Below are 21099 nucleotides of genomic sequence, written 5' to 3'. Positions count from 1 at the left end.
CAAATTAATCAGAATACGCAAAGCTAAATTAGCGTTAAAAACACGGCAATTAGCAGACGATTTTGCCAAACTGTTCCCCAAACTCCGTTTCCAGCCTGAGTTTTCCTGGTCGGGTACTTTTGGAGTCACAAAGGATGGCCTTCCCTATATCGGCCATTATGCACCTAAACCAAATGGTTTATTTTCCCTGGGTTTTGGTGGTAATGGCATAACATTTTCGGTCATTGCCGCGGAAATAATTAGGGACATACTATTCAAAAAAGCTAATCCCAACGAAGCGATATTTGCGTTTGATAGGTGAATTTTGACGGATTTTAGCGTTTATATAAACGCACCAGAGTTTAGTCCTTTGCCCCCCGTATCATTTTTTGACAATCAATCTTTTCAACCTCGCCTATATCAATCGGCGGCAGCAGCATGAGAGTAGACAAAGGGTCAATTGAAAATTTTGGTTTTAATATAGTGCCGGAAACATTTAAGGTGGAACGAAGGGTAAGCGGACTAAAATCACGAGGATAAGGAGTCATCGCTACTTCAAAGGTTTCGTTTTTAAATGACAAATAGCCATTGCCATGAACAACACTATCCTTGGTATTGAGCAATAAAGTTTTTGACTTGCCAATCCCATTATTAATATCCACATCAACACTGGCACAGAGAATAGGAATTTGAATATCTCCCGAGATATAGTAGCCAAGAGCGTGGAAAATGTCTAAGCCTATCAACTCTACTATCAAAGCGCTAATTTTGCCATCGTATTGCACTAAATAAGCTTCTCCGTTGGCGCTTGAAAGTATATCTTTAAGCGAATTGCCCGACCCTGTTATTTTCAACTTACCGTTAATTTTCCCCAACGTGTTCTGAATATCTTTAACTTCCCCAATTAGCTTACTTAAAGGCATATCAATCACATTAATTTGGATATCAACGTCTGGCGGATTTTGCGATCCATAGGCTGACATCCAAAGGTTTATCCGTCCATCGTCAATTCCGAAGGTGACGGGTTCGAAAGTCAACACTCCATTGTTGAGCGATATTTGACCGTCAAAGTTGCTTAGGGGGATTTCCTTGTTAAGGATATTTGTGGCGCGAAGCCTAGCCTTGCCATTGGCTGCACGAATTTGTTTAAAGTTGAAATGACGCTCGGGGATCAAAGCATTGTCTGCGGTAACACTCTGGTCTGTAAGATTGGGTTCGCCGCCAATGAATCCGCTTAAATCGGCAAGATCAAGCGTTTTGGCGAACAAATCCATATCGAAATACAAAAGCTCACGTGTTGGATTGATGAGAACTGTTCCTTGCAAATCGCTATGCCCAATTTCACCATTAAAATGGTCAAAGCGCCAAGTGCGATCCTGACGGCTTAAATCCCCCGTTATTTTATAAGCAGGGCTGGGTGGTAAAGGAATGCCGATTAAAGGAAATAATTCGGAAATATCAGCTCCTGCAAAAGAAAGCTTAAGCTTTGGATCGGGCGCTTGTAGAGGATGAGTCACTGTGCCGCGAATAGCTATTTCCGTTTGGCCGAACACCATATTCAACTTGACAGGATAGGGATTATTTTCTGAGCGTAATTCTGCATAGGAACCGGCAGCAGCCTGGATATTTAGCGTTTTGTGTTGGTAGGTGCCCTTACTTTCAATGGTAATCGGAAGCTGCCAGCCACCAGAGCCTTTCAAGGAATCTATATCTCCTTCAAAATTCATATCGCGGATTTCATCAAAATAACGAAATATTCCGGAAACAATATGTAGACTCTCGAAAATAACCGGTAACTCAAGAGCGTTTGAATCAGCTTTTGGGTCAGAAAAACGCCAATTTTCATCACCTTTCTTATTTTTTAAAAGAAATAATTCGGGCTTGCTAATGCTTAAATCGTTAATGAATATTTCGCCATGGAACAACCTTGAAATAGAGAATTGTAATGATAATTTATCAATTTGTGCAACGTTATCAGGGCTCGGCCAAGCAGTATTTTTGATTGAAATATTATTAAGAGTGAGCTCAGGTTGCCAGCCATATTCAAAAATAGTTTCGCCTTTTATATCAAGTTTTAGCTTTTGGGTATTAACGCTATTTTCAATAAACCAGATCCTAGCATTATCGGAATAGGCAAAAATTAGTAGCATACTCCCAAAAGCACATAACCCTATTAGTAACATGACTAAAAATATTCGGGTTAGGCTTATCAGTTTGCAGTTCATTGGTTATTTTTGAACGCTGGCGGTAGAGTTTGGCAACGGGATTAGCACCAATAAAAAACTCAACAATGCCACCTTTAACAACCCAAACGAATTCAAAGCGTTACGCCCGGAAGTCAAAGGTGAGGCACGTGCTGTGGATTACGCTGTTATCAAGCCAGTGTCCTGATACTGGCTTCGCGCGCCCACTGCCGGGTCTTGGCAGCAGCGATGAAATCATCCACGCAATCAATGTTAAACACGCCGCCATCGGGTTTAATATTCGCCGTGGTCAGTAAGACTGCGCCGCCCTCGTCAACAATTAGCGCTTTCAAGTGACCAAACGCATCGCGCACGAAATCGATGGCGGCGGCTTCCTTCCCCAAGGACATGGCGGCATGTTCGGACAGGAGGATGGCTACCGCGTCGAACATTACTGACGGCGTACCCGCCAATTGGCCATCGACTTTCATCAACCAGCCATCAGCTAGTGTGGTTTCTCCTACTACCGTGGCGATAATTTTGCTTGTTGCGCCGGCACTGGTCACAGCTTGCTGCACAGCCGCAATACTTGCCGCATCCGAACCCTCCGCGATCAATATCCCAACACTCCGGCCCTCAAGGGTATTCTTCATGTTCCCGATCAGCTGTAAAGCCGGCGATGGCTCCAGTTCCTGGGTCGCCATCGCCGCAGTTGGCGCTGGCGGCAATTCAATCAGACCTAGGCCGGAGGCCACCCGCTGCGCAAGGTCTTGTTCGATATGACGTAGGTGACCGACCATCGCGGCACGGATATGCGGATGTTCTACCTTGGATAGTTCAAAGACCAAGGCCGAGGCCAGATGCGCTTGTTCGTAGGCAGACTGACTTAAATAAAACTGTCTGGCCTGACTGTAATGATCGGCAAAGCTCTCGGGTCGAATCCGCCCCTTGGCACCACTTTCATCAATCGCCGCACTGCGAAAGCCGGTGTCAGCTTGTTCGCGTGGCGAATCCATTGCCAGCGTATTCGGTTCGTAGGCCACTCGTCCTTGAGGTTGCGCCATTTGCATATGTCCATCGCGTTGCTGATTGGCGAAGGGACACTGCGGCGCATTGACCGGTATCTGGTGAAAATTTGCTGAGCCCAACCGGGATAGTTGCGTGTCCAGATAGGAGAATAACCGGCCCTGCAATAAGGGGTCGTTGGAGAAATCGATGCCCGGTACCACATGAGACGGGCAAAACGCCACCTGTTCGGTTTCCGCGAAAAAATTGTCCGGCCAGCGATTCAATACCATGCGGCCGATAACCCGCAACGGCACCAACTCTTCCGGGATCAATTTAGTCGGATCGAGATGATCGAACGGGAAGGCATCAGCTTGTTCTTGCGAGAACAATTGCACCGCCAAATCCCATTCCGGAAAGTTACCGGCGCTGATCGCCTCGAACATGTCGCGACGGTGAAAGTCGGAGTCGGCCCCGGCAATTTTTACCGCCTCATCCCAGAGAGTGGATTGCAACCCGAGTTTCGGTCGCCAGTGAAATTTCACGAAGGTCGATTCGCCCGCCGCATTGATTAAGCGAAACGAATGAATCCCAAAGCCTTCGATCATCCGCAACGACCGCGGCAAGGTGCGGTCGGACATCACCCACATCACCATATGCATGGCTTCCGGTGTTAAAGAAATAAAATCCCAGAAGGTGTCATGCGCCGATGCCGCTTGCGGAAAGCCACGGTCCGGTTCCATTTTAACCGCATGAATCAGGTCGGGAAATTTGATGGCATCCTGAATAAAGAACACCGGGATGTTATTGCCGACCAAATCCCAATTGCCTTCCTTGGTGTAAAACTTGACGGCAAAGCCGCGGACATCGCGCGGCGTATCGGCGGACCCGGAGCCGCCAGCGACAGTGGATATGCGCGTAAACAGCGGCGTTTGCTCACCTACTTCGGTCAGCACTTTGGCCGTGGTGTATTGCTCCAGGGATTCGGTGAGCTCGAAAAAGCCATGTGCGCCGGTTCCACGGGCGTGGACGATGCGTTCCGGGATGCGCTCGTGGTCGAAATGGGTGATTTTTTCGCGCAGAATAAAATCTTCCAGCAGCGTCGGACCGTTCGGATGGGCTTTCAGGGAATTTTGGTTATCGGCAATCGGCAATCCCTGATTGGTCGTCAAAGTGGGCTGGTCGTCGATGGCTGACTGGTGCCACTCGCCGCCGTTGCCGATTGAAATTGTCGATGCTTCCTCCCCAAATTGGGCTGGTTCATTCGCTACGTTTAGAACAGGTGTTTTTGCTTTATTCATGATGCATCCCCAATGGATTTAGCGTGTCGGCTTATGATCGAAAGATCATCCGACACCTGGAGCTTGGGGTCTGTACGCTGTCACACTGTAAAGCCTTATTTATTCGGCTTTTTATAGAAAAATCGTCAATCGTCAGTGTTGAAATCTGACGTTTTTCAAACTCAAAAAATTAGTCACCACCACTCATCATCGTAGAGGCGTTAGGGCTAACGACGAGTTCAATTCGAACATGCTTTTACCCGCAATGTTTGGCAGCGCACCGACATTGTGCGGCTGCTCGGGTAAATTTCAGAAACACCGTCGGCTCTCGCCAGACAAAGACTGCCGATCGGATGACTGCCACCGGCCACCTATTCGATGCCGATGCGCCAACAATAAAGTACTTTTCAAGGAGGGGATATGCCTAAGCCATTGTCGTTAGTTGCCTTCGCTCTAAGCAGCTGTTTGCTGTTTGTCGCCAACCAAGCTAAAGGCGATCAGTCTTCCGCAAGCCAATTAGCTGAAAACACTGAGTTGGAAAATACCCAAAAAAACCTCCGCGATAAAGACAACACCACCTTAACGGCCGAGGATCAAAACGAGTCCAAAGCCGACTTAAAAATCACCGCGCACATTCGTAAAGCTCTGCTCAAAGACAAATCCTTATCTATGGATGCGCATAACGCCAAAATCATTGCCCGCAATGGCGTTGTGACTTTGCGCGGCCCCGTCGCAACGACGGACGAAAGCATAAAACTGCAAAAAATCTGCCGAGAAACGGCCGGTGTTGTGCAGGTAGACAATCAACTTGAAACTAAAGCGCCTTAACAGCGTGGGAGTATGTAATGACTAAATCCGTTTTTTGTATCGCTCAAACTATCGAGCAAACTGAAAGCATTGTGAACCAGTTGAAAGCTGCCAGTTTTGCCAGCAACGATATTTCCGTATTGCTGCCCGATAAAAATACCACGAAGGATTTTGCCCATGAAAAACACACCAAAGCCCCGGAAGGCGCGGCGCTTGGCGGAACGGTAGGCATGGGCACCGGCGCCGTATTAGGCTGGTTGGCCGGTATCGGCACCCTGGCTATCCCTGGTTTGGGGCCGTTTATCGCCGCCGGCCCGATTATGGCCGCAATGAGCGGTGCGGCATTGGGTGCCGCGGCGGGCGGATTGAGCGGCGCGTTGATTGGCGTGGGCATTCCGGAATATGAAGCCGTGCGCTACGAAGGCAAAATCAAGGGTGGCGGCATTTTGATCTCGGTGCACGCCGGCAGTAGCGAAGCCATTGATCAGATAAAAGAAATTTTTGGACACGCGCACGCCGAAGATATTTCTTACACCGACGAAGCGGCCGTACCTGCTTGATGTTGAAACCCCCCTATAAAAATCCCGTTTCATGGAACGAGAAGGGATTTTTGAATTTATAAAGGTTTACTGACACCACATTTCTTCCGTGTATAGCGCCTCCATAATGCCCCCCGCCAAGTCGGACCGGGCATTCTTTTTTTGCGTATTTTTTATTCCAGATGATGGCGGATAAACCGCGCGCAAAACTTATTCGAGTTCGATGGAAGGCTCAGCGCAAATGTTTTGCTGCTGTTCTAAATCATTTAAGGCCTCGACCAAACCTAACACCCTATCAACCGAGGCATGCCATTGGGCAATCACCGGCATGTTATTCACCGGCCAGGACAAGGCCGCGGCCATTTGTTGAAAGGCCTGCACCGACTGCATTAACGCGCCCAGGGTGATACTCCCCAGAATAAAGCGCGGCGCGGTGATCAGAATGGGCAGTGCCATCGACAGCACCGCATAACCGGAGCTAAACAAAATAATGTGTTCCCAAGCCCGCGTTTGCAGGTCATAGATACCGTTAATGTCTTGAAACAGACTAAGAAAGCGCTTTTTTTCGTGCGCCTCGCGCTTATGCGCGGAAATGGCTTGGGCATTCTCCCGGGCCTTGACCAAACCGAAGCGAAAATTGGCTTCAACTGTCTGCATCGCATTGGTAGTCAAAGTCAACGGCCGGCCGGCCCACCATCCCAATATCGAGGCCAGCGCCGCATACAACAGGGCCAACCAAACCAAGTGTCCATAGATGGGTAGTTGCATGCCGCCGAAATCCAACATCACCGTGCCGGACAGCGTCCAGAGAATTTGGGTAAAGCTTGCCAGCAATAACAAGCTGTAAAACAGCGTGTAACACAGATTAACGGCTTCATCGGTGGCAATCCGAATATCTTCGGCGATGCGGCCATCGGGATTGTCGTGACCCACCGTCAGGATCTGGGCGATTTGGTAATGATGGCCTTTGTTCATCCAGCGGCCGATAACGTGCGCCGTCAACCAGGCCCGCCAACTGATTTGCAAATCCCGCTTGATTTTTAAATGTAAAACCGTCACCAGCATGCTGGCTAAAAAAATTAATACCAGATCGCGAACTTGGGTCATCAGCCCGGTCATATTGCGCTGTTCCAAGGCGTCGAACAGCGCCGCGCTCCATTGCGTAATCATCACCGCAATGACAATTTGCAGCACAGTCAAAATCAGTAAATTCAAGGTCCGTCTACAGATACGCATCTGGTGCTCAGACCGCCAAAAGGGCCCTGCCAGTTTCAGAAACTTAAAGAAAAATCCAGATTGGCCCGGCACGGTAGCACTCCACGTCAAGTAACTTAGGTAGGCGATTTCGAAGTTTCAGCGCATCCATTAACTCGACCCTTAAATATCGTCGCTCCCGCGAAGGCGGGAGCCCAGGAGCTATATTGGATTCCCGCCTCCGCGGGAATGACGACTCCAGGGATTAAGGACCGGGTTGATAACATCGTGATGATAACGCTGGCAACCGCCAATTAAAGGATGCGCCGCATTGCACTGCAAGTCTGTACGCTAGAGCACCCACATCCCATAAATAAAAGTTTCCGCTTGGCGAGCTGCTGCGACTGAAGGCTTGGCGCAGTCAAAGGCTGCTACCGGCTACCGGCTCAATGTGCGTTGACGCACCGACTTTGATCAAGGTCACGAGTATGGTTTGTTCCGAGCCCTGAAAAACGCTCGTTCGCTTCAATAAAATTAAAACACCACCAGGAATCATCATGAACAAAGATCAAGTAAAAGGCCGAGTCGAAGAGACCAAAGGCAAAATCAAAGAAGTCGCCGGTAAACTAATGAACGACGACGAGCTGGAACTGGAAGGTAAGGTGCAAAAACACGTCGGTAAAGTTCAGTCGGGCTTTGGCGATGTCAAGGACGATATTAAAAAGGCTGTGGACGACGAATAACAGCGGTCGCCAGCACACCGAATCTATATCCAACTTCCTAAAGGCAACATCATGAAATTTACCCAAACCGAACGCTATATTTTATCGGCCGGCGTACTCACCGCTTTATGCTCGTTTGGCGCACTCGCCGCTGACCATGAAACCCCGTTGAACAAAGATCAGGTGGAAGGCCGGGTCGAAGAAACCAAAGGCAAGGTCAAGGAAGTGACCGGCAAGATCATCGACGACAAAGGTATGGAAGTGGAAGGTAATGTCCAAAAAAATCTCGGCAAAGCTCAGAAAGGCTATGGCGATATCAAGCAGGACATTAAGGAAGGCAAGTAAGAAAACAGCTGGCCGGTGGACTGATCGCCGCCCCCCTTTGGCGTGACGTTAGCCGGCCAGCTGCCCGAATAACCCTGTAGAGAAGCCATATCAGGCGTCTTTACAAGTGCCACGTAACAGCCTGACTGTTAGCGGCAAAAGCTGGCGCTTTCCCGGTCGGCATTTGCTTCCGGGTCGAATTGACTCCCCTACTCTATGGAGAATTCCATGCATCAAACATCCCAATCAGAACATGCCACGCAAGCTTGCATAGCGGCGTGCAGCCTGTGCCACCAGATTTGCCTGCAAACCGCGATGAACCATTGCCTGGAAACCGGCGGCAAGCACGTCAAAGCCAAACATTTGCGCCTGATGTTGAACTGTGCCGAGATCTGTCAGACTTCGGCAAATTTTCAACTGACCGGTTCGCATTTTCTGCATCGCCTGCACGAGCTTTGCGCGGAGATTTGCGAAGCCTGTGCGGCGGAATGCGATGAAATCGGTGACATGAAGGATTGCGTCGTCGCCTGCCAACAATGCGCCGACAGTTGCCGGCAAATGCTCAGCACACATCATTAAGCCCGGATTTTCCGCCGTCATGCGCCCTGTATCTCTGTTATTGGCGGCGGTAGTGGTAATGGGCCTATCCAGCTGCGCGACAGTTCCGGAGACCACTTTGCCGGCCCCCGCCACCTGGTCAGGCGATCACGCGGCAAACAGCTCCCTACTCGGCAAAATCAAGTGCCGCGCCAGTCTTTACTCAGTGTTGTGCTGAGCTAACAACACGCATTCCTATTGTCCAAAGCAAACCCGGGAGAACCCACCATGAGCACCATAGTCACCAAAGACGGCACAAAAATTCACTACAAAGACTGGGGATTGGGACCGGCCGTAGTGTTCAGTCACGGCTGGCCGCTAAGCGCCGATGCGTGGGAGAAGCAAATGGTCTATCTCGCGGCGCACGGTTATCGTTGTATTGCCCATGATAGACGCGGTCATGGCAGGTCTGATCAGCCATGGATAGGTAACGATATGGAAACCTATGCCGACGATCTGGCGGAACTCATCGAAAAACTTGATCTAAATGACATAACCTTGGTCGGCCACTCGACCGGCGGCGGCGAGGTGGCGCGTTATATAGGTCGCCACGGTTGCCAACGCGTTGCCGGCGCAGTGTTGGTGGGTTCGGTATCGCCGCTGATGCTGAAAACCGATAATAATCCGATTGGATTGCCCATCACGGTGTTTGACGGCATTCGTAGCGGCGTCGCCGCTGATCGTTCGCAATTTTTCAGGAATCTGACGTCTCCGTTCTACGGTGCCAATCGGCCGGACGCGACGGTCAGCCAAGGCCTGCGCGATGCATTCTGGTTTCAAGGCATGCAAGGCGGCCTGCTCAACCAATTCGAATGCATCAAGGCGTTTTCCGAAACCGATTTTTCCGACGATCTAAAGAAGTTCGAGATACCGACTCTAATTATCCACGGCGACGACGATCAAATTGTGCCGATTGCCGCCTCTGCGCTGGCGGCAAGCAAATTTATTAAGAACGCAACGCTGAAAATTTACCCAGGTGGACCGCATGGCTTGGCCGACACGCATACCGACCAGCTAAATAACGACCTGCTTGCGTTTCTTAAACCTTGAACTGAGGAATCGTGGGTTATGGATGATTCGAAGCCTACCATCCATTGCACTAGGTACTGCCCCCAATAGCATTAAGAACTTGTAGGTGCGAATTTATTCGCACCAGGAACGCCAAAGGTCGAATAAATTCGACCCTACTGCAATATGTCCAACTCTTAACTTAACGGCATTGGCGGATATGACGCTGAGTTGACGGTTCTTGCTGATCAGAATCATTATTTACCCTGAATGTGTGACAGCGTACCGACTCCAACCTGGTTTAACTGTATTTTCAAACCTCAATACGAGCTATTGAATAACAAATATTCGATAGTTTAGTGATCGATAAATAAATTATTAAGAGCGGCAGGAGTTCTGAGTGACATCCGCCCTCTTTAATAAAATCGCCGTAAATATTCATCCCGATAGCAGTAGCAAAATACGCTGTTATTCAGATCGAAGAGACTATTATGTATAAACCTGTTTTTTGTATCTGCCAAGACATCGGTCAGACAGCAACTATCGTTAATAATCTGAAAATGGCAGGGTTTTCTAACACTGAAATATCCCTGTTATTTCTGGATAACGCCACCCTCCCCTCCCGCCAACAAACCGCCGACGAAAATGCCGATGAGGCCGAAACGGATAGCTACGGCCTGGAGTGGACCAGCAAAATCGACAGCCTGGAAATTCCGGGCATCGGCCGCTTCATCGCCGCCGGGCCGATTATGGTTGAATTAAGTCGCACACCTAAAATCGACCAGGTTGCCGATTTAATTGCCGCGTTAATTGGCGTCGGCATCCCGGCGCATGAAGCCGCGCACTACCAAGAAAAAATCAAAGCCGGGCGCACGCTGATTGCCGTGAATACGGCAACGGCTGAGACTCGGGGTGCCGCAAACACGATTTTCCAAGAGGCAGAAGCCGAAGATATTTCTTCGTCGGAAGAAGTAACGATCACCGTTTGATGCGCCTTTGCCGCATTACAAAAAACCACCACACAGGACTTTTACTATGCACAGCATTGAAACGATAGACAGTTTACTCATTGACGAACTTGCCGCCACTGAGACCTACAGTCAGGTATTAAAAAAACTTAAGGAAGAGGTTTCACTCGGTGAATCGGAGTTACTGCTGCCGATTTACGAAGCGCATAAAGCAGCCGTTTCCAGTTTGCAGACTCAAATTCGCGAACTGGGCGGTACACCGGCCAAGGACTCCGGTGTATGGGGTTCTTGGGCCAGTTTGATTCAAGGCGGCGCCAATGTCTTCGGTAAAAAAGCCGCGTTAAAAGTATTGCAGGAAGGCGAAAAGAGCGGTCTGGGAGACTATGAAAAAGCCCTGTTAGATCAGAAACTCGGTTCCAATATCCGCACATTAATCCTACTCAAGCTGCTCCCCGCGCAACACGCCCATATCGATACCTTGGATCAAATGATGAGCTCGCTGGCCGCTTAGCGACACTTCTAGCTTCCCCGCAGGCTTTAATCCCGCAAACAAGAGCAGTGTAGATCCCGCTGCCCCTGTCACAGTTTCAAGGAGTTCCACAGCATGCTTACCACTATTCCCGACGTAATCTTTAAAACCCGTGTTCGCGATGAAAGTGTCGCCGGCGAAAATCCATTCCGCTGGCAAGACGTCAGCAGCGACGAGATTTTCAAAGGTAAATCCATCGTGATTTTCGCGTTACCCGGCGCATACACCCCCACTTGTTCGAACAAGCATCTACCGGGCTATGATGCCAAATACCAAGAGCTTAAGGCTCATGGCATTGATGAAGTCTATTGCCTGAGTGTCAACGATGCGTTTGTGATGTATCAATGGAGTCAGTATCTAAAAATCGCCGACGTCAAAATGCTGCCTGACGGTAATGGCGAATTCACCGAGGCCATGGGCATGCTGGTGAAAAAACACAATGTGGGGTTCGGTAGCCGGTCCTGGCGTTATTCGATGTTGGTTGAAGACAAAAAAATTCTGCAACTTTTTAGCGAACCCGGCCAAATCGATAACTGCCCGGACGATCCGTTTACCCTCAGTGATGTGGACACCATGCTGGCTTATCTGCAACAGCAGAAATGAGTCTATTGCAATGACAGAGTATGACTATGATTTGTTCGTGGTGGGTGCCGGCTCCGGCGGCGTGCGCGCCGCCAATGCAGCAGCCAATCAGGGCGCGCGAGTTGCGATTGCGGAAGTTCGCCACTTTGGCGGCACCTGCGTCAATTTGGGCTGCGTTCCTAAAAAACTGTTGGTATACGCCGCGCAGTTTAAAGACGACTTTGCCGCTGCGGTCGGGTTTGGTTGGACACTGGACAATGCCTCCTTCGATTGGCCCAGCCTAATCGCCAACAAAAATCGGGAAATCGAGCGCCTGCAAGCGGTCTATCAACACCACTTGCAACAAAACCGCGTGACCATCTTCAATGGCAAAGCGCAGTTGCTCGATGCCCACACCGTCGCGGTCGCCGGCAACCAGTGCACGGCTAAACGCATTTTGCTGGCCACAGGCGGCTGGCCGTTTGTGCCGGATATAGCCGGCAAGCAGCATATCGTTACTTCCAACGAACTATTTTCCCTAGCAAAATTACCCGAACGCATCGTGATTGTCGGTGGCGGCTACATAGCGGTCGAATTTGCCAGCATTCTTAACGGCCTGGGTGTCGATACGACTATTTGTCAACGTGACGAAAAACTGTTGGAAGGCTTTGACGAGGATATTCGCGACTTTCTGGCCGTAGCGATGCGCAAGCAAGGCATTAAGATTCTATTTAATTGCGACGTGCAAGCCATTGCGCCGGATGGCGATGCCTATAGCGTCAGCTTGCTGGACGGTAATACCGTGACGACCGACCTGGTGATGTACGCCACCGGCCGAACCCCCAATTCGCGGGGATTCGGCCTGGAACAACTGGGCGTGGCTTTGGACGACAACGGCGCGATCATTGTCGATAGTCACTATCAAACCAATCTGCCCTCTATCTATGCGCTGGGCGATGTCACCGACCGGATCAACCTAACGCCGGTAGCGATAGCCGAAGGCGAAGCACTGGTGAGTAATTTATTTGCCAAGCAGCCGCGATCGGTGAATTACGACAACATCCCCACCGCCGTGTTTTGCCAGCCTACTATCGCCAGCGTCGGTTTAACCGAAACCGAGGCGCGGCAAAAGTATCCGGACATCGATATTTATAAAACCGAATTCAAACCCATCAAAAACACGCTGTCGGGTAAGGACGAAAACACCCTGATGAAAATGATCGTGGAGCGCGAGACGGACCGAGTGATCGGTCTGCATATGATAGGCGCTGATGCACCGGAAATTATCCAGGGCATGGCTGTGGCGATGCGTGCCGGCGCGACCAAAGCCATCTTCGATTCGACTATCGGCATCCACCCAACAGCTGCCGAAGAGTTTGTTACTCTAACATGCAAAGTTGCTTAACGAAAAACTCCGATTAAGTTATGATTCTGGCCAATGTGTGGAGCCACGGGCTTGACTTTCCTACCCCCCAATTGCGCGGGGACAACGATATTGAAACGCCGGGTTAATTGTTAGACCATCTGGAGGGTAAGTGAAGCAGACCGATCAAACCCTGCTGGAACAATTGCAAATTACCGAATTTGATATTGCCAATCGCAAAACCTTGCTGTCGCTGACCGATGACGACTTTATGGTCTTAAGCAGCTTTGGCAATGCCATTGCCGTCCGCATCGATTCTTTGGTCGCTCGCTTCTACGAAATGCAAACCAGTGTCCCGGAAATCGCGCTGTTAATCGGCGACGCCGATACCCTGCATCGTCTGAAAAATGCCCAACGTCGCTATGTGCTCGATCTATTCAGTGGCGTTTACGATCTCGACTATGTCAATAATCGCCTGCGAATTGGCTTAGTTCATAAGCGGATTGGGGTAGAGCCTAAGCTGTACCTTTCGGCAATCAGCACGCTAAAAAGTTTATTGATCGAAATAATTTTTGAGACATTACCCGGCGACACCGAGCGCCAGACCATGGTAGCGGCACTGGATAAACTGTTTTTATTCGACATTACACTGGTGTTTGAAACCTATATCCGTAGCCTGGTTTCGGAAATCGAAATTTCCAAACAAAAGTCCGAACGCTATGCTTGCGTACTGGAAGAGAAAGTTCGGGAGCGTACGCAACAACTGGAGCAAATGACACGCATCGACTCACTGACAGGCTTGTTGAGTGTGCGCTATCTAACGGAAACTCTGACGCAAACCCTGCGCTCGGCTCAGCGTCGTTCTGAACCGGTGTCGATTGCCTATATCGACATTAACGACTTCAAAGCCATAAACGACGCTCAAGGTCACCAGCGTGGCGACGAAATCCTGCGGATTGTTGCTGCGGCAATAAAAAGAGTATCGCGGATAGAAGATCGCTGTTTTCGATACGGGGGAGATGAATTTTGTTTGATTCTGCCAAACTGCCTAGAAATCCATGCCCAAGACATTTACATCACACGCCTAAATACGGTTATTAAACAAGAGTTGGAGGATGTAAATTTGAGTGTCGGTATTGTTCAGACCGGTCCGAACGAGTTTGAAGAGCCCAATTTATTGGTTAACCAAGCTGATTTTAGAATGTACGAAGCCAAGAAAAAGTTCAAAGCCACAGAAGGTACACAATTTACCTGTACCTTACCGGACTGAAGTAATTTACCAGACGGAACTCGAAAGCCTTAGTTCGTCGTTCCCGCGAAAGCGGGAACCCAAAGACAACAATCATAAACATGGTTTCCCGCCTCAGCGGTGTGCTGGTTCATAGAGCGACTTCGATCTTTATTCGGTTTCCTCTTGTCAAGCCTCGGCGGCACAAGGCGATGTGTTAACCTTTGTCTATCGACTTACTTCACCTCGCCTTCCCGCTTGGTTTCCATTTTCAAGTTCTGGAACTCATGCTGTTCCAACTGGCCGTCGTTACCGGCATCCACTTTGTCGAAGGTTTGCAATAAGTAAGGAAAATTCTGTAATTCGCTTTTAGTGACGACGTGATCGCCATTAACATCGGCTTGGGCAAAGGTGGGCAAATTACCCTTGCCGTCAGGCGATTTTTTAGCCGGATTGACTTGCGAATTTTCCGCATTCGCCGGGTGCATGATGGCACCCAGGCCAATGACCAGCACGCCCGCTATCCGGGTAACTTTTGAAAATTGCTTGATATTGTCAGAGGTATTGCTGATTGTTTTATTGGTTTTCATGATGATTCACTCTGGTTAGTGGATAGTGATCTGTAGGGTGGATAAGCCGTGCGCATCCACCAAGATTGCCGGATGCGCTCCGCTTATCCAGCCTACGATTGGTTTAGGCTGTTTTGACTGAATATTTACGATTCCATTTGATTCATGGATTGAATTGTTTCCCGAATACACGTTAGGCTGCACAAAGCACAGCTCCGGCTTTCCGACCTAGGTAATTCATTCTTCGATAAAGCTTGAGTCTACGCTCTACACAGTGATTAAGTCGGTTCGCTGGCACACATACTCATGCTGCTATTTTTTCGCGATAGCTATCTGCAAAATCTAGGCGATGCTGTTACCACAGCTAACCGCGCACTAGAGTTGTCACTGTGTGTGCTAGCGCACCGATCACTTCCCTTTTTATTTATAAAGTTTTATCGAGCACCGACGGTGGATGCTCTTAGCTTTGGTGACATTACAAATTATCAGGGAGCCGTTATGAATAAAGAACAGCAGGAATACCTAACTCAAACCATCAAAGATGCCGATGGCTATGTTTCAGGTTTAGGTGATATGGAACTGGAAAGGTGCTCACGCAAAAGGCCGGGCAAACTGGAAAGCAAACTCGGTAATTTCAGAGAAAAAATAAAAAAAGGCCATAAGCCACAATCCTTTTAATCGATTTGGGCAGACAGGACAAACTCGTCCGCTCGGCAAGTTTTACCTGTCTTCCCATCGCTTAAATCCGATATAGCGCTTTAAAAAACTCTCGAAAATCTATAACAGTAGGATTTTGACCTCGAAACTAGAGGCACTTAAGCCAACAACACAGATGGAGACTGCTTATGACCAAAATAAATAGCCCTAGCCAAAACTTACTATTGGGTGCATTGCCGGCTGAGACTTACGAACGCCTGCTGCCTGATCTGGAACTTATTCAAATGTCTTGCGGCGAAGTCATATACGAGCCGGGAAGCGAATTGCGTTACGCCTATTTCCCGACGACGAGCGTGGTGTCCAATGTTTACATCGTTGAAGACGGCACTTCAAGCGAACTTGCCATCGTCGGCAACGAAGGCTTTATCGGCCTGGGCCTGTTTACGGGCGGGCTCACCATGCCGCATCAAGCCGTGATCAGCAGGTCCGGCTACGGGTACAGGCTGCGGCGACAATTGTTCATTAAAGAATTCGAATCCGGGGACGGGAGCAGCACGGATAAATCTTTATTCCAGTTGTTGCTGCGTTACATACAGGCATTGATGACCCAAATCGCCCAAACTGCGGCTTGCAATCGCCACCATTCCATTTACCAACAACTGTGCCGCTGGTTGCTCCTAAATCTTGACCGATATTCCTCGAACGAGATGCTGGTAACCCATGATCACATCGCCAATATGCTTGGCGTGCGCCGGGAAAGCATCACCGATGCTACCGGCAAACTACAAAAAAAAGGCCTGATCAGCTGTAGCAGAGGCCATCTCAGCGTGTTGAATCGGGCGGCTTTGGAAGAACAAGCTTGCGAGTGCTATCAGGTAATAAAAGTCGAATTTGACAGGCTGATACCTATTTCGGCCGAGGCCCCCGACAATCTCAGCGAATCAGTATCAGTACCAGGCGTTTCGGACAAAACGTCCAAGCATCCTTTGGATACGCTCAATCTGAATAAGTCCATTAGCTAGATATTTCTGTAATTACTCAGTGAAAACAGCGTAAAGCAATCGTAGGCAGGATAAGCAAAGCGCATCCGGCGAGCGTGGCGGATGCGCGGCTTAGCCACCCTAAAAAGTCGCAATGGCTGAATAGTCACGATATTTTTACCCGTTGCGCTTAGCGCTGTGCGGCAGCGCACCGACTTTCAACCAGCCCTGTTATTAAATAATAACCGGCACACTCAACTGCTCGACTCGTTGTAAATAACCCCGAAACCAATCATCTGGGAGTTTCATTATGTCTTACATACCATTAATCAATAGCTTGCTACAAAATGAATTATCCGCCGTAGCAGCGTATCAACAGGCACTGAATAAATTTCGGAAAGAGACTGCGCTGGGCGAAATGGATGTTTTAATGTGCTCTTTTGAGGAACATAAGGCAGCCGTTTTCAGTTTGCAGGGCAAAATCCAACAATTGGGCGGCACAGTTGTGCAAGACTCGGGCGCCTGGGGAACTTGGGCGCAAATAGTGATAGTCTGCGCTAATTTATTGGGTAAGCAAGCCGCGCTAAAAGCATTGCGCGAGGGCGAATTAACCGGCTTGGAAGAATATGAAAAAGCGCTACAGGACCATGAATTACCTACCGAGATTCGCGGTTTGCTTGAAGCGAAACTACTGCCTGCTCAACAAAGACATATGCGGACTTTAGATAGTCTGTTGAACGCCGTGATGGCGTAGCGAAAGTTCTTTTAATTCATGCTCGTCACTCCCGCGACAGCGGGAGCCCAGTGGCATCAATAAACTGAATTCGCCTTTCTGACTTATGGCCCGCGTATACTCCAATGCCGATAAGTTAAGAGTTGGACATGCTGTAGAGTCGAATTTATTCGACTTTAGGCGCCCATAGTGCGAATAAATTCGCACCTACAAATCCTTAACTTAACGGTATTGCCGTATACCCTGGCATAACGGATGTTTAAAAGTTACCTAATCTTCGATGACGTAGCCCTGCACCTGAAACACCCGCAAACATATATCGACCACTTGCTCGTCCAAACTAATCCCGCGTTGCCTGATAATTTCCGTTAGCGCTGCATCAATGCCCAACGCCGGGCGATAAGGCCGATGCGAGGCCATCGCTTCGACTATATCCGCGACCGCTAGTATCTTCGATTCCAGTAACAAATCGTCGCCATGCAGGCCCTGCGGATAGCCGGAGCCATCGATCCGTTCGTGGTGTTGACGAATAATTTCGGCAATCGGCCAAGGAAAACTCACATCTTTCAGAATATTGAAACCGATGACCGGATGTTCTTTAATCAAGCCAAATTCCATCGCCGTCAAACGCCGGGGTTTGGCCAGGATTTCCGCCGGCACCCCAATTTTACCCAGATCGTGTATTGTGGCCGCCAGATGTAAACCGTGAATTCTATCGGCGTCCAGGCCAAATTCGGTGGCGATTTTTGTGCAAATTTTGGCGACGCGCCTTTGGTGGCCACCAGTGTAGGAATCGCGTTCTTCACCGGTGTCGGCAATCACCTGTATGGTTTTCTCCAGGCTTTCCCGCAGTTGTTCTTGATAGTCAAATTTAGCTATTGCGGTGCGTAGCGCGGCGATGCCAAAACCGACGTCACCTGAAATCTCCTGCAATAGCTGCCGTTCGGCGGTCGACCATGTGTCAATCTTGTCGCCATACAGATTCAAACAGGCAACCGCCTTGCTGGACAGTCGGAACGGCAGACAAATCGCAGAATGATAACCGCGCTGCAACGCCTGTTCTCGCCAGGGCACGTAGCTGGGATCGGTAGCGATGTTTTCGACGAACTGAACTTTTTCCGAACGAATCGCCCTCCCGGTTGGGCCGTTACCATGGGCCGTAGTCTCCGACCAGCTAATATTTGCGATGGTCAAGTAGCCGTCATCGTGGCCGTGACAAACTATGGCATCCACGCGCTTGTCCGGCCCGAGATCGGCAAATCCCACCCAGGACATCCGATAGCCGCCGGTTTCAACGGCAATCCGGCAATATTCGTTTAGCAGGTCGGTTTCCGTGGTGGCTCTGATTAAGGCTACGTTGCTTTCGCTAAGCATTTTCAGCGCTCGCGACGTTGCTCGTAACTCGATCTCGGCCAAATGGCGTTTGGTGTTGTCGCGAATATTGCACTGGATGACGTCAATCCCATCGCATTCGTAGATATTGCTGACAAACTCGACCGGAATACTGCGGCCGTCTTTCGTCTGCAATGGCAGGTTGTCGTAGCGGATATGGCCTTTGGTCTGCAATTCGCTAAACTCGGCCTGGTTCAGTGCGCTATCTCTGAATACGCCGATGTCCCACAGCTTTTTCCCGAGAAACTCCTCGTGCGAGTAGCCGAGCAATTGCATCAGGAAAGGATTAACCTCTTCAATAGTGCCGGTTTTCGCGTTCAGCAGCAGGATACCATCCTGAGCTGTTTCAAATAGCCGGCGAAAACGCGCCTCCGAAAATCGTAAGGCTTTATCGGCTGCCAGCAGTGTCGCGGCATAGTCTTCAGCTGTTTGCATCGGTGACGCCAAGGTTGTTTGAAGGATTGATGCGGTCTTGGGTTATGGGGTAATAATGTCAGCGAATATTTGTGAGCACTTCGATAAACCGTCATCCCCGCGAAAGCGGGGATCCAGGCTTTTGATTTCTCTGGATTCCCGCCTGCGCGGGAACGACGAAACCAGGGCTTATTAAGCGCCCCTAGTATTCGGCCTAACAGCGCTCATCATGATGCACTTCGCCTGCTTGGACTGACAAACTAAAAATGGTAATGCGCGCCCAAGCCGACGTATTCCACTTTATCTTTGTAAAACTGGCCGCTGGGCGAATAGCCGTTGAAGTATTCGACCATCAGCTGTAGTTTGCGGCCCAAGACTTTGGAATTGTCGAACTCCACACCGGCTCTGGCCGAAATATCGGTACTCCAATTGTTTTGGTCGTAATTCTTGATGTCGGCGGCAATGATCGGACGCATCGATGCAAAATCCAGGCGCCATGGGCTTCTGAACTCGATACCGTATTGCGCGGACCATTTTCTTAATGCGGAAGGTTCTCTATGAAACAAGCCGCCACCGCCGCCGTAGATACGCACGCCGTAAGGCAGTTCGTAGGATAGCTTTAAGTCTACGCCTTCGTAACTGAGATTAACCCGCTCGAATGTGGTGTTGACCTTGCGCAGCAAAAACTCGTCGCCCAAATGCGAACTCTGATGATACAAGCGGCCGAATGCGGAAAACTGCCCGGTACGCACACTGGAGTAAATCGAGGCAATGAAATCGGTATTCACCAGGTCGGCTGACGAGGCATCCAGGTTGAAGTCGCTGAACACGCCGGCCTGCAAGCCGGCTTCCCATTGCGCCGTGGAATTGCCGATATTGGCCCGATAGAACGGAATGGTTTCGCCAAAGCTGACCGACGCTATATTTCGACCGTCAAAGTTATTACTTTGGTAATTGCGATAAGCCGCGGAAAAATGCGCCCAGCGCGGATCGGCCAATAAAGATTTGAACAAATGCCCGGTCGGCAGCAGTCCGGTCGGTAACACCAAGGTCTCGGCTGTCGTCAATGTTGTTGGATCAGCGGCAAGTGAGGCGGCCTCTTTGGCATGCACTTCAGTGGTTTCGGCTATTTTCACGGCATTAACGCCGGGACTCTCCGCCAAGACTTTACTGGCTTGGGCGCGTTGCGCAGCCGACATCCCTACCACCGGCAAGGTGTTTACGCCGTCTTTTACCGTCAATGCCGGCATATCCAGATTTAAATTATGCTTCAACGCGGCAGCGGCATAACCGGCGATATACGCATCATCCGCAGGCGTAGCTTGCGCCATGGGTGCGGACAGCAACAAAACGCCCGCCAAGCTGGTCAGTGGATACTTCATCATTGTTTACTCGGCACGCTGGTTTTAACCAACAACTCGTTTTGTACCGAATTCACATGTTCCTGACTTTTAACCAAGCCAATCGCTCTGCCGACCAGCTGTTCGGAATCCACCGTGCCGCGTAAGGTGACTACGCCGTTTACTGTCGTCACATCAATCGGTGCCAATTTCAAAAAGTCGTCGCTTAGCAAGGCTGTCTTAACTTTGGCGGTAATTGCCGAGTCGTCCAGGTATTCGCCGGTTGCTTTAGTGGTATCCACTACCGCATCCTTGGCCGCGTCAATGCGTTTTTCGGAGTTATTAATGGCTTGATCGATTTGTTTGCCGGCTTTTTCCAATGAGTCGTTGGAAGTTTCGGCGGCTTTATCGATGGATGCACCGGCTTTTTCAGCTTGCTGTACTACCGATTCTTTCGCGGCTTCAATGTTCCGCTCTGCCTTTACGGTGGTTTGTTCGATCTTTTGTCCGGCATTTTCCACGGCTTTATCGACTTTTTGCCCAGCTTTTTCCGCCTGCCCTTCCGGCTGACAAGCGGCCAGCCCTAAAGCGGCCGATAAACAAGCCATGGCAAACAGTTTGCTGGTAAAGAGTTTGTAGAGGTATTCGGTTTGAGGGTTCATGGCTTATTCCTTGGAGATGAGTGTTTACGGAAAACGTGCCGACTCAGCATGCGATAGGGAACATG

At 49.7% G+C, this 21099-nt stretch carries 23 protein-coding genes; 16 read left to right on the top strand and 7 right to left on the bottom strand.

Features of this window, described 5'->3' with window-relative positions; all coding sequences use genetic code 11:
• Nucleotides 1-301, top strand: a 301-nt coding sequence (locus tag A1332_RS09440; protein ID WP_157203983.1) for an FAD-dependent oxidoreductase, incomplete at its 5' end; no start/stop codon positions are given.
• 40 nt (nt 302-341) lie between these two features.
• On the opposite strand, the gene A1332_RS09435 is transcribed toward A1332_RS09440, so the two are convergent.
• Nucleotides 342-2129: an AsmA family protein gene (locus A1332_RS09435; protein ID WP_231890253.1), complete on the bottom strand. Its 1788-nt coding sequence runs from the start codon at nt 2127-2129 to the stop codon at nt 342-344.
• Between the two features lie 224 nt (nt 2130-2353).
• On the bottom strand, nt 2354-4468 hold the full coding sequence (locus tag A1332_RS09430) for a catalase (RefSeq protein WP_064008238.1): 2115 nt from the start codon (nt 4466-4468) through the stop codon (nt 2354-2356).
• 399 nt (nt 4469-4867) lie between these two features.
• Here A1332_RS09430 and A1332_RS09425 point away from each other — a divergent pair, with 399 nt between their 5' ends.
• Complete coding sequence (locus A1332_RS09425; RefSeq protein ID WP_064008237.1) at nt 4868-5275, top strand: BON domain-containing protein; 408 nt, start codon at nt 4868-4870, stop codon at nt 5273-5275.
• A gap of 17 nt (nt 5276-5292) precedes the next feature.
• Nucleotides 5293-5814 carry a hypothetical protein gene (locus A1332_RS09420; protein WP_064008236.1) on the top strand — a complete coding sequence of 174 codons (522 nt, stop codon included), beginning with the start codon at nt 5293-5295 and terminating at the stop codon, nt 5812-5814.
• 189 nt (nt 5815-6003) lie between these two features.
• Here the strand turns inward: A1332_RS09420 and A1332_RS09415 are convergent, their stop codons facing one another.
• The gene (locus tag A1332_RS09415) at nt 6004-7029 is read right to left on the bottom strand and encodes an SbmA/BacA-like family transporter (protein WP_064008235.1); all 1026 of its coding nucleotides are present in this window, start codon (nt 7027-7029) and stop codon (nt 6004-6006) included.
• Nucleotides 7030-7544: 515 nt separating this feature from the next.
• Between A1332_RS09415 and A1332_RS09410 the strand changes: the two genes are divergently transcribed.
• The 10 genes from A1332_RS09410 (at nt 7545) to A1332_RS09370 (ending at nt 14329) form a co-directional block, all read left to right on the top strand.
• The gene (locus A1332_RS09410) at nt 7545-7730 is read left to right on the top strand and encodes a CsbD family protein (RefSeq protein WP_064008234.1); all 186 of its coding nucleotides are present in this window, start codon (nt 7545-7547) and stop codon (nt 7728-7730) included.
• A 51-nt stretch (nt 7731-7781) separates the two neighbouring features.
• Nucleotides 7782-8054, top strand: a complete 273-nt coding sequence (locus A1332_RS26440; protein WP_082879621.1) for a CsbD family protein — start codon at nt 7782-7784, stop codon at nt 8052-8054.
• 207 nt (nt 8055-8261) lie between these two features.
• A complete protein-coding gene (locus A1332_RS24735; RefSeq protein WP_082879620.1) occupies nt 8262-8612 on the top strand; it encodes a four-helix bundle copper-binding protein in 351 nt (116 codons plus the stop codon).
• A 19-nt stretch (nt 8613-8631) separates the two neighbouring features.
• On the top strand, nt 8632-8808 hold the full coding sequence (locus A1332_RS25270; protein ID WP_157203982.1) for a hypothetical protein: 177 nt from the start codon (nt 8632-8634) through the stop codon (nt 8806-8808).
• A 50-nt stretch (nt 8809-8858) separates the two neighbouring features.
• Complete coding sequence (locus A1332_RS09395) at nt 8859-9680, top strand: alpha/beta fold hydrolase (protein ID WP_064008232.1); 822 nt, start codon at nt 8859-8861, stop codon at nt 9678-9680.
• A gap of 449 nt (nt 9681-10129) precedes the next feature.
• Nucleotides 10130-10627, top strand: a complete 498-nt coding sequence (locus tag A1332_RS09390) for a hypothetical protein (protein ID WP_064008231.1) — start codon at nt 10130-10132, stop codon at nt 10625-10627.
• A 46-nt stretch (nt 10628-10673) separates the two neighbouring features.
• Entirely contained in the window at nt 10674-11117 is a 444-nt protein-coding gene (locus tag A1332_RS09385) for a DUF2383 domain-containing protein (RefSeq protein WP_064008230.1), read from the top strand.
• Between the two features lie 93 nt (nt 11118-11210).
• Entirely contained in the window at nt 11211-11738 is a 528-nt protein-coding gene (locus A1332_RS09380) for a peroxiredoxin (RefSeq protein ID WP_064008229.1), read from the top strand.
• Between the two features lie 10 nt (nt 11739-11748).
• Nucleotides 11749-13101 carry a glutathione-disulfide reductase gene (gene gorA / locus A1332_RS09375; RefSeq protein WP_064008228.1) on the top strand — a complete coding sequence of 451 codons (1353 nt, stop codon included), beginning with the start codon at nt 11749-11751 and terminating at the stop codon, nt 13099-13101.
• A 130-nt stretch (nt 13102-13231) separates the two neighbouring features.
• Nucleotides 13232-14329 (top strand): protoglobin domain-containing protein, encoded by a 1098-nt coding sequence (locus A1332_RS09370; RefSeq protein ID WP_064008227.1) that lies wholly within the window; start codon nt 13232-13234, stop codon nt 14327-14329.
• A gap of 194 nt (nt 14330-14523) precedes the next feature.
• Here A1332_RS09370 and A1332_RS09365 read toward each other — a convergent pair whose 3' ends face one another.
• Nucleotides 14524-14877 (bottom strand): hypothetical protein, encoded by a 354-nt coding sequence (locus A1332_RS09365; protein ID WP_064008226.1) that lies wholly within the window; start codon nt 14875-14877, stop codon nt 14524-14526.
• A gap of 285 nt (nt 14878-15162) precedes the next feature.
• Here A1332_RS09365 and A1332_RS25265 point away from each other — a divergent pair, with 285 nt between their 5' ends.
• From A1332_RS25265 to A1332_RS09350, 3 genes are all read left to right on the top strand, one after another.
• Nucleotides 15163-15534, top strand: a complete 372-nt coding sequence (locus tag A1332_RS25265) for a hypothetical protein (protein ID WP_157203981.1) — start codon at nt 15163-15165, stop codon at nt 15532-15534.
• A 167-nt stretch (nt 15535-15701) separates the two neighbouring features.
• Nucleotides 15702-16535 carry a Crp/Fnr family transcriptional regulator gene (locus tag A1332_RS09355; protein ID WP_064008224.1) on the top strand — a complete coding sequence of 278 codons (834 nt, stop codon included), beginning with the start codon at nt 15702-15704 and terminating at the stop codon, nt 16533-16535.
• Between the two features lie 268 nt (nt 16536-16803).
• Nucleotides 16804-17247, top strand: a complete 444-nt coding sequence (locus A1332_RS09350) for a DUF2383 domain-containing protein (protein ID WP_064008223.1) — start codon at nt 16804-16806, stop codon at nt 17245-17247.
• 249 nt (nt 17248-17496) lie between these two features.
• Here A1332_RS09350 and A1332_RS09345 read toward each other — a convergent pair whose 3' ends face one another.
• From A1332_RS09345 to A1332_RS09335, 3 genes are all read right to left on the bottom strand, one after another.
• The gene (locus A1332_RS09345) at nt 17497-19053 is read right to left on the bottom strand and encodes an HD domain-containing phosphohydrolase (RefSeq protein WP_064008222.1); all 1557 of its coding nucleotides are present in this window, start codon (nt 19051-19053) and stop codon (nt 17497-17499) included.
• A 239-nt stretch (nt 19054-19292) separates the two neighbouring features.
• On the bottom strand, nt 19293-20417 hold the full coding sequence (locus A1332_RS09340; RefSeq protein WP_064008221.1) for a DUF1207 domain-containing protein: 1125 nt from the start codon (nt 20415-20417) through the stop codon (nt 19293-19295).
• Complete coding sequence (locus A1332_RS09335; RefSeq protein WP_064008220.1) at nt 20414-21034, bottom strand: BON domain-containing protein; 621 nt, start codon at nt 21032-21034, stop codon at nt 20414-20416. Before A1332_RS09335 ends, A1332_RS09340 begins: the two co-directional genes overlap by 4 nt.
• Nucleotides 21035-21099: the final 65 nt, after the last annotated feature.

Origin of the sequence: Methylomonas methanica (assembly GCF_001644035.1) — a bacterium.
Lineage (GTDB): Bacteria > Pseudomonadota > Gammaproteobacteria > Methylococcales > Methylomonadaceae > Methylomonas > Methylomonas methanica_A.
This window is presented reverse-complemented; position numbering and strand designations above follow the sequence as displayed.

Bases quoted from the DNA above. Each gene is read 5' to 3' on its own strand.
- A1332_RS09435 (WP_231890253.1), bottom strand. From the start codon at position 2,129: ATGCTACTAATTTTTGCCTATTCCGATAATGCTAGGATCTGGTTTATT.
- A1332_RS09380 (WP_064008229.1), top strand. From the start codon at position 11,211: ATGCTTACCACTATTCCCGACGTAATCTTTAAAACCCGTGTTCGCGAT.
- A1332_RS25265 (WP_157203981.1), top strand. From the start codon at position 15,163: ATGCTGCTATTTTTTCGCGATAGCTATCTGCAAAATCTAGGCGATGCT.
- A1332_RS09410 (WP_064008234.1), top strand. From the start codon at position 7,545: ATGAACAAAGATCAAGTAAAAGGCCGAGTCGAAGAGACCAAAGGCAAA.
- A1332_RS26440 (WP_082879621.1), top strand. From the start codon at position 7,782: ATGAAATTTACCCAAACCGAACGCTATATTTTATCGGCCGGCGTACTC.
- A1332_RS09430 (WP_064008238.1), bottom strand. From the start codon at position 4,468: ATGAATAAAGCAAAAACACCTGTTCTAAACGTAGCGAATGAACCAGCC.
- gorA (WP_064008228.1), top strand. From the start codon at position 11,749: ATGACAGAGTATGACTATGATTTGTTCGTGGTGGGTGCCGGCTCCGGC.
- A1332_RS09395 (WP_064008232.1), top strand. From the start codon at position 8,859: ATGAGCACCATAGTCACCAAAGACGGCACAAAAATTCACTACAAAGAC.
- A1332_RS09345 (WP_064008222.1), bottom strand. From the start codon at position 19,053: ATGCAAACAGCTGAAGACTATGCCGCGACACTGCTGGCAGCCGATAAA.
- A1332_RS09365 (WP_064008226.1), bottom strand. From the start codon at position 14,877: ATGAAAACCAATAAAACAATCAGCAATACCTCTGACAATATCAAGCAA.
- A1332_RS09340 (WP_064008221.1), bottom strand. From the start codon at position 20,417: ATGATGAAGTATCCACTGACCAGCTTGGCGGGCGTTTTGTTGCTGTCC.
- A1332_RS09335 (WP_064008220.1), bottom strand. From the start codon at position 21,034: ATGAACCCTCAAACCGAATACCTCTACAAACTCTTTACCAGCAAACTG.
- A1332_RS09385 (WP_064008230.1), top strand. From the start codon at position 10,674: ATGCACAGCATTGAAACGATAGACAGTTTACTCATTGACGAACTTGCC.
- A1332_RS24735 (WP_082879620.1), top strand. From the start codon at position 8,262: ATGCATCAAACATCCCAATCAGAACATGCCACGCAAGCTTGCATAGCG.
- A1332_RS09350 (WP_064008223.1), top strand. From the start codon at position 16,804: ATGTCTTACATACCATTAATCAATAGCTTGCTACAAAATGAATTATCC.
- A1332_RS09355 (WP_064008224.1), top strand. From the start codon at position 15,702: ATGACCAAAATAAATAGCCCTAGCCAAAACTTACTATTGGGTGCATTG.
- A1332_RS09425 (WP_064008237.1), top strand. From the start codon at position 4,868: ATGCCTAAGCCATTGTCGTTAGTTGCCTTCGCTCTAAGCAGCTGTTTG.
- A1332_RS09420 (WP_064008236.1), top strand. From the start codon at position 5,293: ATGACTAAATCCGTTTTTTGTATCGCTCAAACTATCGAGCAAACTGAA.
- A1332_RS09415 (WP_064008235.1), bottom strand. From the start codon at position 7,029: ATGCGTATCTGTAGACGGACCTTGAATTTACTGATTTTGACTGTGCTG.
- A1332_RS09390 (WP_064008231.1), top strand. From the start codon at position 10,130: ATGTATAAACCTGTTTTTTGTATCTGCCAAGACATCGGTCAGACAGCA.
- A1332_RS25270 (WP_157203982.1), top strand. From the start codon at position 8,632: ATGCGCCCTGTATCTCTGTTATTGGCGGCGGTAGTGGTAATGGGCCTA.